This is a genomic window from Brevundimonas vesicularis, from assembly GCF_027886425.1.
GTDB lineage: Bacteria > Pseudomonadota > Alphaproteobacteria > Caulobacterales > Caulobacteraceae > Brevundimonas > Brevundimonas vesicularis_C.
The window spans coordinates 1777851-1793125 of sequence record NZ_CP115671.1 but is presented as its reverse complement, the minus strand read 5'-3'; the positions used below and the strand labels follow the sequence as shown (position 1 = coordinate 1793125).

Annotated in this window: 24 protein-coding genes; 23 read left to right on the top strand and 1 reads right to left on the bottom strand. The window is 64.3% G+C overall.

The window, feature by feature from the left end:
• Positions 1–62 precede the first annotated feature (62 nt).
• The 14 genes from PFY01_RS09240 to PFY01_RS09175 all read left to right on the top strand — a co-directional run bounded on the left by PFY01_RS09240 (position 63) and on the right by PFY01_RS09175 (position 7340).
• Entirely contained in the window at positions 63–614 is a 552-nt protein-coding gene (locus PFY01_RS09240; RefSeq protein WP_153925038.1) for a hypothetical protein, read from the top strand.
• On the top strand, positions 614–1126 hold the full coding sequence (locus tag PFY01_RS09235) for a hypothetical protein (RefSeq protein WP_271041065.1): 513 nt from the start codon (positions 614–616) through the stop codon (positions 1124–1126). Before PFY01_RS09240 ends, PFY01_RS09235 begins: the two co-directional genes overlap by 1 nt.
• A complete protein-coding gene (locus PFY01_RS09230) occupies positions 1123–1611 on the top strand; it encodes a GcrA family cell cycle regulator (protein WP_271041064.1) in 489 nt (162 codons plus the stop codon). Before PFY01_RS09235 ends, PFY01_RS09230 begins: the two co-directional genes overlap by 4 nt.
• A complete protein-coding gene (locus tag PFY01_RS09225; protein WP_420197067.1) occupies positions 1545–1865 on the top strand; it encodes a hypothetical protein in 321 nt (106 codons plus the stop codon). Before PFY01_RS09230 ends, PFY01_RS09225 begins: the two co-directional genes overlap by 67 nt.
• A complete protein-coding gene (locus tag PFY01_RS09220; RefSeq protein ID WP_271041024.1) occupies positions 1865–2218 on the top strand; it encodes a hypothetical protein in 354 nt (117 codons plus the stop codon). Before PFY01_RS09225 ends, PFY01_RS09220 begins: the two co-directional genes overlap by 1 nt.
• On the top strand, positions 2211–2393 hold the full coding sequence (locus tag PFY01_RS09215) for a hypothetical protein (RefSeq protein WP_271041023.1): 183 nt from the start codon (positions 2211–2213) through the stop codon (positions 2391–2393). Before PFY01_RS09220 ends, PFY01_RS09215 begins: the two co-directional genes overlap by 8 nt.
• A complete protein-coding gene (locus PFY01_RS09210; protein WP_271041063.1) occupies positions 2390–2884 on the top strand; it encodes a DnaB-like helicase N-terminal domain-containing protein in 495 nt (164 codons plus the stop codon). The genes PFY01_RS09215 and PFY01_RS09210 overlap by 4 nt, the downstream gene beginning before the upstream one ends.
• Complete coding sequence (locus PFY01_RS09205) at positions 2881–3804, top strand: DnaB-like helicase C-terminal domain-containing protein (protein WP_271041062.1); 924 nt, start codon at positions 2881–2883, stop codon at positions 3802–3804. The genes PFY01_RS09210 and PFY01_RS09205 overlap by 4 nt, the downstream gene beginning before the upstream one ends.
• A 401-nt stretch (positions 3805–4205) precedes the next feature.
• Positions 4206–4562, top strand: a complete 357-nt coding sequence (locus PFY01_RS09200) for a hypothetical protein (RefSeq protein ID WP_271041061.1) — start codon at positions 4206–4208, stop codon at positions 4560–4562.
• Positions 4559–5038, top strand: a complete 480-nt coding sequence (locus PFY01_RS09195; protein ID WP_271041020.1) for an XF1762 family protein — start codon at positions 4559–4561, stop codon at positions 5036–5038. Before PFY01_RS09200 ends, PFY01_RS09195 begins: the two co-directional genes overlap by 4 nt.
• A complete protein-coding gene (locus PFY01_RS09190; RefSeq protein WP_271041019.1) occupies positions 5035–5319 on the top strand; it encodes a hypothetical protein in 285 nt (94 codons plus the stop codon). Before PFY01_RS09195 ends, PFY01_RS09190 begins: the two co-directional genes overlap by 4 nt.
• 17 nt (positions 5320–5336) lie before the next feature.
• Entirely contained in the window at positions 5337–5852 is a 516-nt protein-coding gene (locus PFY01_RS09185; protein WP_271041018.1) for a hypothetical protein, read from the top strand.
• A gap of 31 nt (positions 5853–5883) precedes the next feature.
• Positions 5884–6957: a TIR domain-containing protein gene (locus tag PFY01_RS09180; RefSeq protein WP_271041060.1), complete on the top strand. Its 1074-nt coding sequence runs from the start codon at positions 5884–5886 to the stop codon at positions 6955–6957.
• A 2-nt stretch (positions 6958–6959) separates the two neighbouring features.
• Positions 6960–7340: a hypothetical protein gene (locus PFY01_RS09175; RefSeq protein ID WP_271041059.1), complete on the top strand. Its 381-nt coding sequence runs from the start codon at positions 6960–6962 to the stop codon at positions 7338–7340.
• Between the two features lie 162 nt (positions 7341–7502).
• Here the strand turns inward: PFY01_RS09175 and PFY01_RS09170 are convergent, their stop codons facing one another.
• The gene (locus PFY01_RS09170) at positions 7503–7781 is read right to left on the bottom strand and encodes a DUF4145 domain-containing protein (RefSeq protein WP_420197012.1); all 279 of its coding nucleotides are present in this window, start codon (positions 7779–7781) and stop codon (positions 7503–7505) included.
• Between the two features lie 617 nt (positions 7782–8398).
• Between PFY01_RS09170 and PFY01_RS09165 the strand changes: the two genes are divergently transcribed.
• The 9 genes from PFY01_RS09165 to PFY01_RS09125 all read left to right on the top strand — a co-directional run bounded on the left by PFY01_RS09165 (position 8399) and on the right by PFY01_RS09125 (position 15249).
• On the top strand, positions 8399–8722 hold the full coding sequence (locus tag PFY01_RS09165) for a hypothetical protein (RefSeq protein ID WP_271041015.1): 324 nt from the start codon (positions 8399–8401) through the stop codon (positions 8720–8722).
• Positions 8719–9960, top strand: coding sequence for a phage terminase large subunit (locus PFY01_RS09160; RefSeq protein ID WP_271041014.1), 1242 nt, complete (start codon positions 8719–8721; stop codon positions 9958–9960). Before PFY01_RS09165 ends, PFY01_RS09160 begins: the two co-directional genes overlap by 4 nt.
• A complete protein-coding gene (locus PFY01_RS09155) occupies positions 9957–11345 on the top strand; it encodes an anti-CBASS protein Acb1 family protein (protein ID WP_271041013.1) in 1389 nt (462 codons plus the stop codon). Before PFY01_RS09160 ends, PFY01_RS09155 begins: the two co-directional genes overlap by 4 nt.
• Before the next feature lie 26 nt (positions 11346–11371).
• Positions 11372–12562, top strand: coding sequence for a hypothetical protein (locus PFY01_RS09150; protein ID WP_271041012.1), 1191 nt, complete (start codon positions 11372–11374; stop codon positions 12560–12562).
• Positions 12563–12566: 4 nt separating this feature from the next.
• Positions 12567–13016 (top strand): hypothetical protein, encoded by a 450-nt coding sequence (locus tag PFY01_RS09145; protein ID WP_271041011.1) that lies wholly within the window; start codon positions 12567–12569, stop codon positions 13014–13016.
• A gap of 11 nt (positions 13017–13027) precedes the next feature.
• Positions 13028–14086 (top strand): major capsid protein, encoded by a 1059-nt coding sequence (locus PFY01_RS09140; protein WP_271041010.1) that lies wholly within the window; start codon positions 13028–13030, stop codon positions 14084–14086.
• Positions 14087–14144: 58 nt separating this feature from the next.
• On the top strand, positions 14145–14492 hold the full coding sequence (locus PFY01_RS09135) for a hypothetical protein (RefSeq protein WP_271041009.1): 348 nt from the start codon (positions 14145–14147) through the stop codon (positions 14490–14492).
• A 3-nt stretch (positions 14493–14495) separates the two neighbouring features.
• Positions 14496–14987: a DnaT-like ssDNA-binding protein gene (locus PFY01_RS09130; RefSeq protein WP_271041008.1), complete on the top strand. Its 492-nt coding sequence runs from the start codon at positions 14496–14498 to the stop codon at positions 14985–14987.
• Positions 14988–15069: 82 nt separating this feature from the next.
• Complete coding sequence (locus PFY01_RS09125; protein WP_271041007.1) at positions 15070–15249, top strand: hypothetical protein; 180 nt, start codon at positions 15070–15072, stop codon at positions 15247–15249.
• Positions 15250–15275 lie beyond the last annotated feature (26 nt).

Below are 15275 nucleotides of genomic sequence, written 5' to 3'. Positions count from 1 at the left end.
CCCGCGAGAGCGCTGACCAACGGGACAGACCGCCCCGTTGAGCGGTCTTGATGGAGGGCCAGATGGCCAAGAAGCTGAGCGCCAGCCCTGACGGCGGCGAACCCAAGTCGATCCCCAACCGCGATGAGGAAGCTGTCTTCCTGTCGCACATCAACAAGCTGCGTGTGCAGGAGGCCAAGAAGGCGGTCGCCAAGGCTGCGCTGGACGTCGAGGCCCAGGCCCTGACTGATCTGTTCCGCACCGCGAAGGCCGACGGCTTCTCGCGCAAGGAACTGCAGGCCATCTTGGACGACGGCAAGGCCAGCCGACGCGACCTGACGGCCGAGGAAGAGCGTCGCGCCAAGCTGCGGACCTGGGCGGGCCTTCCGGCCGGCACCCAGCCGGACCTGTTCAATCTGGGCGACGCCGCCCGTGATTCCGTCGACGCCGAAGCCCAGGGCTATGCCATGGGCCTGCGCGGCGAAGACGAGATCCCGCCTGAATGGGTGCTGCCAGCCCACGTCCCGGACTTCTCGCAAGGCTGGCGCCGGGCCCAGACCAGACTGGCTGAGAAGTTCGAAAAGTCGGCCGCCAACGATGATCTGGCTGCGGCTGCGGTTCAGGGCGCAGCCTGATGTACCTCGCGCTCGACCTCGCAACCTGCACCGGCTTCTGCTTCGGACAGCCTGACACCGGCGAACTGCCGGCGATCGGTCATATCCGCCTGCCGAAGACCGGCGAGGACGTCGGCTCCTTCCTCATCGCCTTTGAGGACTGGCTGACGTTGAAGGTCCGCGAGGTCGGGCCGAGCCTTCTCCTGTTCGAAGCGCCCATCCTGGCGTCCAGCGCGACGCCGCATGTGACGCGCAAGCTCCACGCCCTCGCCGGCATCACTGAAATGGTCGCCGTCCGCGCCGCCATCGAGTGCTGCGAGGTCTACCCGGTCACCGTCAAGAAGGCCCTGACCGGCTCCGGCCGCGCCGACAAGGACGACATGGTCCGCGCCGCCCGGACCTACGGTTTCAACCCTGCCGTCCCCGACGAAGCCGACGCTTTCGGTCTCTGGCTCCACGCCGTGAAAACCCGCTTCCCCCGCGACGCCGGCCGCTGGGATCCCCTTAACTTCACGGCCGGGAGGGCCGCATGAACATCTTCGCCAAAGTAAGCCGCGCCGAGTTTACCCGCCTATGGGAAGCCGGCCTGAGCGGAACCCAGATCGGCGACCGCCTCGGCATATCCGAGACCAGCGTCCGTAGCATCCGAAAGAGTTTCGGGCTGGGGGACCGTCGGCGCGGCAATGCGCTCCACACGCCCGAGACTGTCGAGCACGTCGAACGCCTGTGGCTGGAAAATAAGTCGGCAAGCAACATCGCCCGGCTGATGGGCCCGACCTGGACCCGAAACATGGTGATCGGCATGGTTCACCGGCACGGCTTGAGCGAAGGCCGGAAGACGAACGCAAAGCCCGGGACCGTTGCCAAGACCGCGAAGGTGAAGCCCGTTCGCGAGCCTCGCCCCCGAAGCATCCCAAGCCCCCGAAGGCCACCGTCTCGCAGCCTTTCGACCTGTCCAAGTCCAAGTCCGACAGCACCGCTGAGCAGCGCGCCGAGAAGGCCGCCGCCGGCCGCCTGATCATCAAGCGGACGATCGACGCGGCGAACGACAACTCGGTCCCCATGGTCGGTCGCAGCTTCGGTCAATGCGCTTGGCCCGTCGGGACGCCCGCCCGCGCGGCCGACCAGCTGGCCTGTGGCGCCCCGATCTATCAGGGCATCGAGAAGTGTTCCTACTGCCTCGACCACGCCCAGCGCGCCTTCGCCCGCGACATCACCCAGCCGAAGCCCAAGGAGAACCTTGAGCGTGCCAACCGTCGGTGGGCCGCCTGATGTCCCGTCCCCAACGCCGCGACTTCTCCGATCGCGTCCTGACCCAGATCGACAAGGACCGCCGCACCGCCGCTCAGAAGGCGCGTGACGCCAAGGTGAGGGCCGATGCGCGCATGGCCACAGCCGTCGCCATCGCAGGCATCAGCGACGCCGATCTGGTCCTGCATTGCGAGGGCGTGCTCTCGGCCGTGAAGGATGCCCTATGCGCCCGTCTCGACGCCGAGGGCGCCGCCTCTACCTTCGGGCGCTTCGCCCATGTCTCGATCTACACCGGCCCGATCCGGCGCGCCGCCGCGGAGCAGGCGTTCGCCAACCTGACCAAGGCCGCCAACGATGGGGGCCGCCATGAATAGACGCGATCTTGTAGCGTTCGAACTGTTCTACGCCGACACCCTGCGTCGGGAAGCCAAGGCTCGGGCCAAGCGCTACCCTCAGGCGGCTGCACTGCTCACCCGCCATGCCGAGGCTGCTGTAGCCCGCGCTGAGACCATCCGCTGCGGCCCTCTCTTCACGGAGAAGGCGGCATGATGGACCCGCGCGACCAAGACGAGGGTTCGAACCTTCCTCTGAACCTAGAGGCTGAACAAGCCTTGCTAGGCATCCTCCTCTTCAGCAACGAGGCGCACAGGCAGGTCCACGACCTTGTCACGCCAGAGGATTTCTCTGAGCCGTACCATCAGCGCATCTACGCCCTGGTCGGTCGGTTGATCACCGCCGGCAAGCTGGCTGAGCCCGCCACCATCCAGAACGACCTGGCGCCGGATCCTGCGTTCGAACACTTCGGCGGCCTGCCGTATCTGCGTCGTCTCTGGGATGCCGCCCCACCCGCCAACACGATCCGCGCCTATGCCGAGCAGATCGCGGACACAGCCGTCCGGCGCCGCCTGATCAAAATGGCGACGGAGACGCTGACCTCGGCCCGTGACCCCGAGCACAGCGGCTATATGGCCGTCGCCAAGGCGCGTGCTGAGCTTGAAGAGGCTGAACGCGGCGCCGCCCCGAAGACGCCCTGTTTGTGAACGCGTGGGACGCAGCCCAAGCCCGCATGGACCGGCTGGAGCTGGAAGTGGCCACCGGCAAGCCCAAGGGTGTCCAGACCGGCCTGTCATCGATCGACAAGCGCCTCGGCGGCCTGCTGCCCGGTTCTGTCATCGTTATGGCCGGGCGCCCCGGCATGGGCAAGACGGCGCTGCTGGGCAACGTCCTCTACGGCGCCGCCCTGCGGAACCCTGGCAAGCTCTTCGCCGGCTTCTCGCTGGAAATGGACACCGACCAGCTGAACGACCGCGCCCTGTCGCGTCTGACGGTCGAGGAAGACCAGCCCGTCAGCTTCTCCGACATCGCAAAGGTCCAGCCGTTGACGAGCTTCGATCTGCAAGCCCTTCACCGCGCGAAACAATCCATTCCCAAGAACCTCTGGCTCCGCGACCGCGCCGGCGTGTCCGTCGAAGACGTCAGCCGCGCCGTCTGGGCCATGAAACGCCGTGGCGATCTGGCGGCCATTGGCATCGACTACCTGCAGCTGATGCGCCGCCCCGCCCTCGCCGGCCGCAACGAGGCCAGCGCCATCGCTGAGATGACCGGCGCCCTGAAGACCCTGGCTCGTGAAGCCAAGATCGCGATCATCCTGCTCAGCCAGTTGAACCGCTCCGTCGAGAGCCGGGACGACAAGCGGCCGATGCTGTCCGACCTTCGGGAATCCGGCTCCATCGAGCAGGACGCCGACGCCGTCCTCTTTCCCTTCCGCGAGGTCTACTACCTGCAGAAGGCCGAGCCGAAGGCGCACACCGACGCCCATCTTGAATGGGAAATGGAGGTCGCCGGCCTGCGCACGCGCATGGACGTGATCATCGCCAAGAACCGCCACGGGTCCGAGGGCAGCGAGCCCCAGGACTATCGGGCCGAAATCGACCTCATCACCAACACGGAGCGGTCATGAGCCTGAGCCTTTCAGCCCTGCGTGAACTCGTCGACCTCGGCCTAACCGCCGAGCAGATCCTTCGTGTCGCCGAAGCCCAAGCCGAGGGTGGCGATGCTGCTCGCCAGCGCACGAAGGGTGCAGAACGCCAGGCGCGCTACGAAGAGCGCAAGCGTCAGAAAGCGTCAGAAAGCGTCAGAACTGACGTCATTTCTGACGGTCAGGACGAAGGAGCCTCCCTCCCTCTCCCTCCTTCCCCCAGACCCCCCAACCACCCACACCCTCCCGCGAATATAATACCCCCTACCCCCGAGGGCCGTTCTCGGCGGAAGCCGTCCAAGCCGATCCCCGATGGATTTCCGACAGCGGACGCCATCGCCGAGCAGCAAGCGAAGGCCCGAGCAGCCGGAGCGAACCTCGACGTGACGGCTCAGGCCGAGCGGTTCCGCAATCACGCCGCCCAGAACGACCGGCGCTGTGCCGACTGGCGTGCGGCGTGGCGGAACTGGATCGCGGCGGCCATCGAGCGTGCGCCGAAGACCGCCGTCGCCTCGCTGGCCCAGCGCCAGGCCCAGGCCCAGCCCGCCGACGAGCGCTGGCGGCGTTGGATCCGCGAGTATCGCCAGAACCGCTACTGGCCCAAGGACGACGCTGGCCCGGCCCCTGGCGCCCCCGGCTGCCGCGTCCCGCAAGCTATCCTCGCCGAGTTTGGGTTCAGCCCGGCTGCGGCCAACGACACCCCCAAGCCTGACCTGTTTGAAGGAGGAGCGGCGGCATGACCCTGCGTCATCAGCGCATTGAGTTCGCCGACGCGGCATCGTTCGTTGCGGAGCATCACCGCCACCACACGCCGCCGGTCGGTCACCTGTTCAGCATCGGGGCCTTTGTCGGCGACGATCTTGTCGGGGTGGCCATTGTCGGTCGTCCGGTCGCCCGCCATCGCGACGACGGGCTTACAGCCGAGGTGACCCGTCTCTGTGTCGTGGATGGCGCAAGAAACGCACCGTCGTTCCTACTTGGGAAATGCGCACGCGCAGCGCTCGCCTTGGGGTTCCGCCGGATCGGCACATACACTTTGGCCCGTGAGGCCGGAACGTCACTCCGCGCCGCCGGATGGGTCGTTGTCGCCCAAGTTGAAGGTCGAAGCTGGAACACACCATCGCGGCGCCGCTCCGACAAACACCCTACCGAGAATAAGCTTCTGTGGGAGCCCGCCAACCAGAATATCAGCCAGCCAGAGGACGCCGCCGCATGAGCAAGCAATCCAAAGCCAAGGCGAAGCTCCGCAAGGGCCGCTACGCCAAGCCCTCCGCTCCCAGGATGATCGGGGCCAACGACAACCACCCGTCGGCGGTAAACGACAACGCGGCGCCGGTGAGTATCAGAGGCCACGTCCTGACCGAAAGCCAAGCCTATCGGTTCGCCGAGGCCCAAGGGAAGATTGGCCAACCCGATCTGGCGACGCGCCGAGCGGGTCACCTCGCGCTTGAAGCCTTGGACCGGGAGATCGACAGCGTCGTCGGGTCCAGGAGGTGACCGCTCGGTTCAAGGAAATGGCCGATCTGGAGCAGGTGCGAGAGGTCTTCTTGGAGGATGTCACGGTTAAGGCGTCGGATGGGACTAGTTCCAAGACCAAACGCGTCCATCGCGACGGGCTTGAAACCCTGCTCACCACCAACTCGATCTCGCGGACCCAGCATTCGGCCGGCCTTCGATACCGAGCGGACTATGAGCTGCTGGACCCAGAGAACGGCCTGACCCCGCCCGCGCTCGACCAGACCCGGAACATCGTGAGGGGTGGGGACGGCTTCGCACAGAAACGCCGGGAGCGGGAAGAGTTCGTCCGCGACCTTGAAGCCATGATCCAGGCGGAGGACCCGACATTTCGAGGCGCCCTCGGTCGCTCGGACGTGGAGCGCATCGGCCGAGCTGTTTGGGCGCTGCGGGAGGTCGGGGGCAAGGGGTCAAATCTGCGCGCCCTCACCAACAGTGGATCAGTGATCGCGCGGACAACGAACGCCTTGTGCGCGGCGCTCGACTGTGCCGCTATCGCCTATGAGTTGGCGTAAGCGCACCTCCCATCAACCTTACGTTGGAACCATGCCTGAAACCGATGCTGCGGCACCTATCCGTGCCTTCATCTCATACTCTTGGTCGTCACCTACGCATGAAGCGTGGGTGATCAACCTTGCGACCCGTCTACGGGAAGACGGCGTCGACGTGATTCTCGACAAGTGGGATCTCAAGCCAGGGCACGACGCCTATCAGTTCATGGAATCGATGGTGACGGACAAGACTGTTACCAAGGTGATTATGATCTGCGACAAGACGTACGTTGAGAAAGCAGATAACCGATCAGGCGGCGTAGGCACTGAGAGCCAGATCATCTCACCGGAAATATATAAGCAAGGGGCGCAGGACAAGTTCGCGGCGCTGATGACGGACGAAGACGGCGAAGGAAACGCGCATGTACCCGTCTTTTACAAAGGTCGCATATTCTTTGACTTCCGTTCTGTGGACAAGTTCGAAGCCAGCTACGAGCAGCTGCTGAGGTGGCTGATCAATAGGCCTCAGCACATCAAGCCCAAGCTCGGGTCGATCCCCGAAGCCGTGTTGGATGCCCCACCTGTTGCGTCGGGAACTCAGTCGCGTGCGCGTCGCGTCGAGGAAGCCCTTAGGCAAGGGTCGCGAAATGCATCGGGACTCCTTCGCGAGTATGGCGATGCTCTCATAGCCGAACTCAAGCGGCTGACGCCGGTGGAGGAGACAGATCAACCATTCGACGAAGCCATCTTGCAGTCCATCAACGCTATCCGTCCTTACCTGAGGCAGCTCGCGGAAGTCGTCTCGACTGTGCTGCGTTTCGGGGCAGACGGAGACCTATGGGAGCGAGTGCTGACCATACATGAGCAGCTCGGGCAGCTGATGTGGCGAGGACCTGACGTCACCCACTGGAACACCCATCAGTTCGACCCCTTCAAGGTTGCGGCACATGACGCATTTCTGGCTGCCATCGCCCTGGCTTTGGATGAGCGCAGGTTTGATCTCGTGGACTCCGCGCTTCGACGGCCTTACCTGGTCAATGAAGATAATGGAGGCGCCGGTCGGGCGACGTCTGACTACACTGTATTCCGTCAGTATGTCGCCTCCTCGACCATCGAAACCAGAGGTTAGGTTTGAACCGGATCAGCCTTGAGGCAGATATCCTGAAGGAAGCTCACCCTGAGGGTTCTGTGCCAAGCTTCGAGTCGCTGATGCAGGCGGACTTCATACTCTATCTCCGCTTTCATACTATCCGTAGCCCGTCCAGTAACTGGTACCCTCATTCTCTCGTCTATGCGGCCCGTCGCTTCAGCCCGTTCCCTCTGTTTGCACGCGCTGAGTCCCTGACGTTCTTCAACGAGATGCGCCCGATCCTTGCAGTGGAGAGCCTAGATCAGTTCAAGCAAAAGACTGCGGAAATGATGCAAGGCGAGCGCAGCAACCGGCTCTTCGACTATCAAGGCTTGGGCATCGGTCGGTTGGCTAATCTGCCAAACCTGGGATCCCTCCCCTGATCGTAGGCGGTTGACACCGGAACGCTAATCGCGGACACACGCCAAGAGCGCAAGACGCGCCCGATCAGCCCCGACCCGCAACGGCCGGGGCTTTTTCGTGGCCGAAACCCCTCCAAGTGCGGCGCTTCGGCAATGGCTGGCTGGGTTTGGAAGAGCCTATTCTCAGTCGGCCAACCGCCTCGCCTCGATCATGCCGGGCAGAGAGAACAGGTATCTGAGAACGGCGTCGACAAAGTCACGAGCTGCGACGGCGTCCTCGTGAGTACATCCTTCGAGATCATGAGCCCCGTCATTGCCGATGACGCGGACTTCATGCGCCCAGTCGGCAAGCGATTGGGGGATAACGTGGTCCTGAGCTAGTTTGATGATCTTTTTGTTTAGATCGCCCTTCAGATCGGGAAACCTATCTTTCAACGCGAGGTCCAGCGCTCGCCGAAACATGGTAGCGGCCGCCTCATCGTGATCATGGAGACCAAGATTGGTCTCTCCCTGAACAAATGATCGCTCTACAGTTTGCGGTAGAAATTCCGGGACGCGCGGAGCACTGGCTGCCGGCCAAATTCTGCAAGCGTCCACTTCCCGTTCGGTACAGAATATCCTTCCTTCGACAACGCCGTGAGCTGCATGGACCACTCGTGGGAGACCGTGCTTTTAAAATATCGGATTGTCGCGGCGGCACCTGAGAAGCACTGCTGACATTGAAGCCCGACGGTTGCTTCCCTGGACGGGATAGAGCTTCCCCCTAGGTGCCCAGGAGGATCGGGCAAGCTTCTCACCCCGATAATCTGGAACGCCATTTTCTGACTGCCACAATGAGGGCAATCGTGGATTAAAGTAGCCATGTCGAGCTCATCATCCGAAGCAATGCGACTGGCCGAATCCGCCGTTCGCTCAATTCTTGAGGCTGGCACTCCAGGCACACAGATGGAAGCCATGATGCGTGCGTATAGCCTGGCGAAAGATCAAAATGCTTTTGCTGCCGTCCTCATAGGCAATCTGGTCAACACCCGCCGCCAAGCCGACGGAAAGCACTGAAAAACATTCAACGGAATCAAATCATGGCCCAACGCGGCGGCGCTCGACCCGGCGCGGGCCGAAAACCCGGTCAGGTGTCACAGGCCAAGCGCGACATCGCCGAGATGGCGAAGGGACACGCTGAGAAGGCGCTGGAAGTCCTGATCTCTGTGGCGAACAACTCCAAGGCTGCGCCGGCAGCACGCGTTTCTGCAGCGTCGGCCATCCTCGATAGAGGGTACGGCAAGCCTAGGCAGGCCGTGGACATGGACGCCGCATTCGCCGGCTCGCTGACGGTCACATACGTCACCAGCCCATCCGGTCCCGCGCCTACGCAGAGCGACGAGGACTACGAGACCGGCCAGTGATCTATGACCCCATCCCAGCCTTTCGGTATCTGACCGATCGGCCGCTTGGGTCGTACACATTCCGGGCCGCGCATGGCGGTCGTGGATCAGCGAAGTCCTGGTCAGTCGTGGATGCCGCGATCTTTCACACGGTCACGACCGTTCGGCTCCGCGTCGTCTTCCTCCGGGAGGTCATGGCGAACCTGAAAGAGTCGTCGCTGGAGCTGGTCCGCACCCGGCTCGAGCATTTCGGCCTGCTTGGTACCTACTTCCGGGAAGTGGACGGGACATTTGTCGGCCTCGGCGGTCAGAAGATTATGTTCATCGGCCTCTGGAAGGGCGGCAAGCCTGAGGGCATCAAGTCGCTGGAAGGCGCTGGCCTGACGATCCTGGAGGAAGCCCAAGAGGTGAAGCAGGCCTCGCTGGACGTGCTGATCCCCACGGTGCTCCGCACGATCATTTCCGAGCTCTGGGCGATCTGGAACCCGCGCTTGGCAACCGACCCCATCGACGTTTTCTTCCGCGGCCCGGTGAAGCCCAAGCGGGCCATCGTCCGCAAGATCAACTTCGACCAAAACCCGTTCTTCCCCGATGCTCTGCGCGAGCTGATGGAGCTGGACTTCCTCAAGGACAAGCTGCGTGCCGCCTGGATCTGGCTCGGCGCGTATATGCCGTCGGTCCAAGGCGCGATCTGGAACCGAGAGGCGCTGGACGAGGCGTGGCGCGAGGGCCGCAACGCATCTGAGGGTGACTGGGGCCGCGTCGTCGTTGGCGTTGACCCCTCAGGCGGCGGCGATGACGTCGGCATCGTGGTCGCAGCCGAATACGGCGACGGCGCCATCATCCTCGAAGACGCCACCTGCCCCGCTACATCCCCAATGGCTTGGGCCACGGTCGCCGCCAAGTGTGTCGATCGCTGGAAAGCGGACTGCGTGGTCGCTGAGAAGAACTTCGGCGGCGACATGGTTGAGAGCACGCTCCGCGCCGGCGGCGTTAAAGCTCGCGTCGTCATGGTGTCCGCGAGCCGAGGCAAGCAGGTCCGCGCTGAACCCGTCGCCGCACTCTACGACCAGAAGCGGGTCAGGCACCGCGAGCAGTTCCCGCTGATGGAGGCCGAGATGCTGATGACCACCCCGGCCGGCTATCAGGGCGACCTCTCGCCGAACCGCATGGATGCGCTGGTCTGGGCCGTGACCAACCTGAAGGTCGAACCGCAATCGACCGTCGCCATGTTCCTGAAGAGCCGGCACCGCGGATGAGCGCGCGTCAGATGCTCGTGAACCGGGCGACCCGCACCTTGCAGGGCATGTTCCCCGGCTTCTTCGGAACGGCGAAGCATGATCATTACAAGGACTTCGGCTATCCGGCTGAGGTCACGTTCGAACTGGCCTATCACGCCTACACCCGCACCGGCCTCGGCAGCGCAGGGGTAGACAAGACGGTCGCCAAGACCTGGCAGGACGCGCCCTGGCTGCAGGAGTTCGCCCGCGACAACGGCGACGACACGCCAGAGACCAGGCTTGAAGGCGAAATCCGCAAGCGCTTCGCCGAACTGCGGGTCTGGCAGCAACTCGCCGAGGCGGATCGGCGCGGCCTCGTTGGAGCCTATGCCGGCGTCATCCTACAGCTGGCGGACGACCGGGCGTTCGATCAGCCTGTCACGCGGGTCAACGGCGGCCTTGAGGGCTTGGTCGAGATCATCCCAGCCTGGGAAGGCCAGCTGACCATCAGCGAGTGGCACACCAACCAGAACGATGCCAAGACCTACGGCAAGCCCAAGATGTTCGCCTTCCAAGAGGCGGCCGTCGATCGCTCCACCTCTCAGCCTCGGCAGTTCAACGTCCACCCCGACCGGGTCGTGATCTGGTCCAAGGACGGATCGGTCAACGGCCGGTCGTTCCTGGCTCCGGGCTACAACGACCTGCTGACGCTGGAGAAGATCAGCGGCGCCGGCGGCGAGGGCTTCTGGAAGAACGCGAAGTCAGGCCTCAGCCTGCAGATCGACAAGGACGCCAACATCACGAGCATGGCCCAGGCCATGAACGTCGAGGTGTCCGAAGTCGTCGACAAGATGGAAGAGCAGGTGAAGGACTTCAACGCGGGCTTCGACGCCTCGCTGTTGATGCAGGGCATCACCGCCACGCCCATGCAGGTCTCCCTGCCCTCGCCGGAGCATTTCTGGGCCGCGCCGCTTCAGTCCTACGCCGCCTCGATCTCGATGCCACTGAAGATTCTTGTCGGGTCGCAGTCGGGCGAGCGAGCCAGCACCGAAGACGCCACAGAGTGGAACAAGACCGTGATGGCGCGCCGCACCGGCATCGTCATCCCCAACATCATGGACATCGTTCGCCGCCTGGTCCGCTTCGGCATCCTCGCTGACAAGGACTGGAACCTCGACTGGTCCGACCTGACCGAGACCTCGCAGGAGGCCAAGGTCGCGCTCGCCGACAAGATGGCCGACGTGAACCAGAAGATGAAGGACACCGGCGAGTTCGTCTTCACGACCGAGGAAATGCGCGGCGTGACCGGGCGCGAGCCTCTGAAGGAAGCCGAGAAGTATCGGGACGAGCAGCCCGACCCCGACGAAGAGCAGGACGCCCTGGACCTGCCCGAGACCGAAGACGAGCCGGCTCCGGCCGCCTGACCCACCCACAATCGAAGGAGGCCCGCGTGCATCAGCCCGCAGCGCCGACGCGCGCCTTCCTGGTCAACAAAGGCCTGACGGCCGGTGATCAGGTCCGCGTCAACATCCGCACCCTGGCCAACTCGGCGGCGATCAAGCGCGAGAAGCGCAACGGTCGCGACGTGATCATCGTGCCCTCCGCGACCCTGCCGGACGACGTCGTCATGAACGACATCCTCTATCCCGCCGCCGAGATCGCCAAGTCGTTCAAGACCTTGGAGCGCACACCTGCTCCGCTGGGTCACCCGTCGGTCAACGGCAAGTTCCTCTCGGCCCGCGACCCTGAAGGCCTGAACCAAGGCTGGATCGGCGCCTGGAACGAGAACGTGCGCCAAGAGGGCGGCCGGGTCCTGCTGGACAAGGTGATCGACGTCGAGCGCGCCAATCAATCCGAAGGCGGCCAGCGCGTGCTGGCGGCTATCGACGCCGGCGATCCGGTCCATACCTCGACGGGCCTGCTGGCCATCATGGACGCCGCGAATGGCGACGTTCCCTACAAGTTCACCGCTCGCGACATCGAGTTCGACCACGACGCCATCCTTCTGGACGAAGACGGCGCCGCCACTCCCGATCAGGGCGTCGGCATGATGGTCAACTCGGCGGGCAAAGAGATCCAGGTCGTCAACTCGGTCTTCAGCGATGAGGCCGAGCGCGAACTTGGATGGGCGGTCGAAAGCGCCGTCCGCGCTCTGGAGAAGAAGCAGCGCGCTTCTCTCATGGATCGCATCATGACCGCACTTACCGAGGCCTTCGGCTCCGGGCGGGAAACCTCCACCACCAACATGAAGGACGACGAGATGGACAAGGTCCAATTCGACGGGCTTTCCGCGAAGGTTGACGCCCTCACGGAGGCCCTGAAGCCCGAGACGCTGGCGACGGCTATCGGAAACGCGGTCGCGACGGCGATGAAGCCGATCAACGACCAGCTGGAAGCCCAGGCCAACAGCGCCAAGGCGACGGAAGAAGCGGAGCTGAAGACGCTCCGCGAGAAGATCGTCGCAGGCAACATCATGGACGAGGCCGCCGCCGGCGAACTCACCCTGAACGCCGCCCGCGCTCTGGCTCCCAAGGCTGAGCCCGGTAAGGCCGCCCCGATCGCCCCCGGATTCAAACTGCCGGGCGCCAACGCCGCCAAGCCCGCCTTCAAGGCACCGGCCGCGACGAAGATGGAGGCCTAAGCACATGCCCCGCTTCAACAAGATCTACGCCGGCCCCGTCACCGAGGTCACGCCCCAGGTCCAGGAGCGTATCTGCGCTGCTGCGGTCCTGCCGGGCATCGCCCTGGTGGAGTCCGGTTCGGCCTTCGCCATCGCGGGCGCCAACAGCGGCGACAAGCTCTACATCGCTCAGGACAACTACCTGGCGCTGAAGGGCACCGACGACGCCTGGCCCGCCGGCGACACTGTCATTGGCATGGAAGCGCTGGATGAGCAGTTCTTCAACATCCGCGTCCCGACCGGCACCAACGTCGCTCGCGGCGCCGAACTGACCACCAGCGCGGCCGGCAAGTTCGTCCTCGCCACCACGGGCCAGAACGTCGCCTTCGTCGCCGAAGAGGCCTTCAACAACAACACCGGTTCCGACCAGCTTGTGCGTGCGCGCAAAGCCGGCCGGAACGTGGTCGCCGCCTAAGGAGGGCGAACATGCGCTATTTCGACGAACAGCTCGTCGCCAACTCCCGCCCGCACCAGCAATGGTGGGGCGAGCTGAGCGTGGCGCGCGAACACTTCCACCGGGTCGAAGACCAGCACGCCGCCCTCTACGGCGAGATGTCGGGCGTCACCAACGCCTCGGCCGTCCTGCCGCGCGACGCCTGGCTGGAGCTGGACACCATCACCACCCGCGTCCTGCGCGACGATGGCGGCAGCGTCTTCATGGCCGACCTGATGCCGCTGGCCAAGCCGGTGAACATCGGCAAGCTGGTCCACATGACCCGCACCGCCTCGGACACCGCCAACCCGGTGTTCCGCTCGCTGTCGGGCCAGGTGCCGGTCGCAATGGACAAGACGGTCTACAACTACGCCGGCACCGTCGTTCCGATCTTCGCCGACGGCTACGGCCGCGAATGGCGGGAATGGAACACCCTGCAGTCCGAGAACTTCGACGCTCTGACTGACGACCAGGAAGGCTCGATCGACAAGCTGAACCGCGACATGGCCAGCTATGCCCTCGACGGCGACACCACCATCAAGTTCCAGGGCTACACCGGCTACGGCATCCGCACGTCGCCGCTGACCAAGCTGATCAACATCGGCGCGGGCGGGGCGAATATTGACCTGACCACGGCGACCCCGGATCAGCTGGAAGCGTTCTTCGTCGGGCCCTTCGGCGCGATGCTGGACGCCAACCTGATCACCGAGGCCGTCAACCTCTACATCAGCCCCGACATCGCCCGCGCCTGGGACCGTTCCTATTCGAACGCCCAAGGCTTCAAGCAAGGCACCATCCGCGAGTTCGTCGCTCGCAACCGTCGCATCAACAAGATCGAGGTGACGTGGCGCCTGACGGGCAACCAGTTCTTCGGCTTCGTGCCGAACGCTCGGTACATCCGCCCGATCATCGGCATGGCCGTGAACACCACGGCGATGACGCGCCTGAACCCGACGGACAACTACCAGTTCCTGAACATGGGCGCGATGGGGCTGGAGATCCGCGGCGACTACAACGGCAAGTCGGGCGTCTTCGCCTCGACCACGGTCTAACCCGGCGGGGCCTGGCTCCGGCTGGGCCCTTCCCTCATCGCGAGGAAAGGAGCGCTCCATGCGCATTCGCGTCACCGCCGGCGGCATCTACGATGGCGAAGGCAAGGAAATCCCGGTCGGCACCGAACTCGATGTCGCCGACTTCGACGTCAACGACGAAGGCCAGCCGGTCGAGCCCCACCCCTGGGGCGGTCGATTCGTCGCGATCGGCGGCGGCAGGAAGGGCAAGAAGGGCGTCAACAACGACGGCGCCCTGAAGGCCGAGCATCACGGCGGCGGCAAGTTCAACATCACCCAAGGCGAACAGGTGCTGCTGGAAGGCATCTCGAAGGCCGACGCCGATGCCTTCAATGCCCTGTCCGACGAGGACAAGCAGGCGTTCGTCGCCTCGCAGGCCAAGGCCTAAGACGTGGCGGGCTACGGATCAGACCAAGGGTTCACCGAGTGGGCGGCCGAGAACGGCTATTCCACTTCGACCGGAGACCTGACCGTGGCCCAGCTGCGCCAGAGGGCCAGCGACTACCTCGACGGCCTCTACGGGGCCCGGTTCCGCGGCGAGCCAGCCGGCGGGATCGACCAGGAGCGCGCCTGGCCCCGGATCAACGCGACGGCATGGAAGACGCCGGTCGCCGCCGATGTGATCCCGCGCAACGTCATCATCGCCAGCTATCATGCGGCCATCCAGGAAGCGCTGAAGCCCGGCTCGCTCTCGATCTCCGCAGCCAACTCAGGCGCTCTGAAGCGCAAGAAGGTGGACGTGATCGAGAAGGAATATTTCGAGGGCAGCGGCAACGCCGTCACCGACAACACGCTGCGGCTGAGCGCCGTCGAAGGCCTGCTCGCCCCCTTCCTCATTCCAGAAGACGCTCCGGCGGCACTCGGCCTATGGGCGGTTGGCTGACATGCTGACCTGTGCGACTGTCCAGGCTGTGGCGAACGATCCCGAACATCAGCGCGAAACCGCGCACCGGATGCCGTCAAAGATGTCGACGGAGATCATCCTCGACGTCGTGACGACGGCCGACCTGATGCAGAAGGCTATCTACAACGATCAGCCGCAAGCTGAGATCGAGCGCCTCCGCGAGGTCGCCCGAGCGCAGTTCGAAGCCTATCTCGACGCCATGGCCGAGTCCGCCACCCACGTCCGAGCGCTTCGGCCATAACAAACATGGCCAGACGCCCGTCTCAG

What these genes read in the sequence shown, in the direction of transcription:
- PFY01_RS09240 (WP_153925038.1), top strand. Translation starts at nt 63, where the DNA reads ATGGCCAAGAAGCTGAGCGCCAGCCCTGACGGCGGCGAACCCAAGTCG.
- PFY01_RS09235 (WP_271041065.1), top strand. Translation starts at nt 614, where the DNA reads ATGTACCTCGCGCTCGACCTCGCAACCTGCACCGGCTTCTGCTTCGGA.
- PFY01_RS09230 (WP_271041064.1), top strand. Translation starts at nt 1,123, where the DNA reads ATGAACATCTTCGCCAAAGTAAGCCGCGCCGAGTTTACCCGCCTATGG.
- PFY01_RS09220 (WP_271041024.1), top strand. Translation starts at nt 1,865, where the DNA reads ATGTCCCGTCCCCAACGCCGCGACTTCTCCGATCGCGTCCTGACCCAG.
- PFY01_RS09215 (WP_271041023.1), top strand. Translation starts at nt 2,211, where the DNA reads ATGAATAGACGCGATCTTGTAGCGTTCGAACTGTTCTACGCCGACACC.
- PFY01_RS09210 (WP_271041063.1), top strand. Translation starts at nt 2,390, where the DNA reads ATGATGGACCCGCGCGACCAAGACGAGGGTTCGAACCTTCCTCTGAAC.
- PFY01_RS09195 (WP_271041020.1), top strand. Translation starts at nt 4,559, where the DNA reads ATGACCCTGCGTCATCAGCGCATTGAGTTCGCCGACGCGGCATCGTTC.
- PFY01_RS09190 (WP_271041019.1), top strand. Translation starts at nt 5,035, where the DNA reads ATGAGCAAGCAATCCAAAGCCAAGGCGAAGCTCCGCAAGGGCCGCTAC.
- PFY01_RS09185 (WP_271041018.1), top strand. Translation starts at nt 5,337, where the DNA reads ATGGCCGATCTGGAGCAGGTGCGAGAGGTCTTCTTGGAGGATGTCACG.
- PFY01_RS09180 (WP_271041060.1), top strand. Translation starts at nt 5,884, where the DNA reads ATGCCTGAAACCGATGCTGCGGCACCTATCCGTGCCTTCATCTCATAC.
- PFY01_RS09170 (WP_420197012.1), bottom strand. Translation starts at nt 7,781, where the DNA reads ATGTTTCGGCGAGCGCTGGACCTCGCGTTGAAAGATAGGTTTCCCGAT.
- PFY01_RS09165 (WP_271041015.1), top strand. Translation starts at nt 8,399, where the DNA reads ATGGCCCAACGCGGCGGCGCTCGACCCGGCGCGGGCCGAAAACCCGGT.
- PFY01_RS09155 (WP_271041013.1), top strand. Translation starts at nt 9,957, where the DNA reads ATGAGCGCGCGTCAGATGCTCGTGAACCGGGCGACCCGCACCTTGCAG.
- PFY01_RS09145 (WP_271041011.1), top strand. Translation starts at nt 12,567, where the DNA reads ATGCCCCGCTTCAACAAGATCTACGCCGGCCCCGTCACCGAGGTCACG.
- PFY01_RS09140 (WP_271041010.1), top strand. Translation starts at nt 13,028, where the DNA reads ATGCGCTATTTCGACGAACAGCTCGTCGCCAACTCCCGCCCGCACCAG.
- PFY01_RS09135 (WP_271041009.1), top strand. Translation starts at nt 14,145, where the DNA reads ATGCGCATTCGCGTCACCGCCGGCGGCATCTACGATGGCGAAGGCAAG.
- PFY01_RS09125 (WP_271041007.1), top strand. Translation starts at nt 15,070, where the DNA reads ATGTCGACGGAGATCATCCTCGACGTCGTGACGACGGCCGACCTGATG.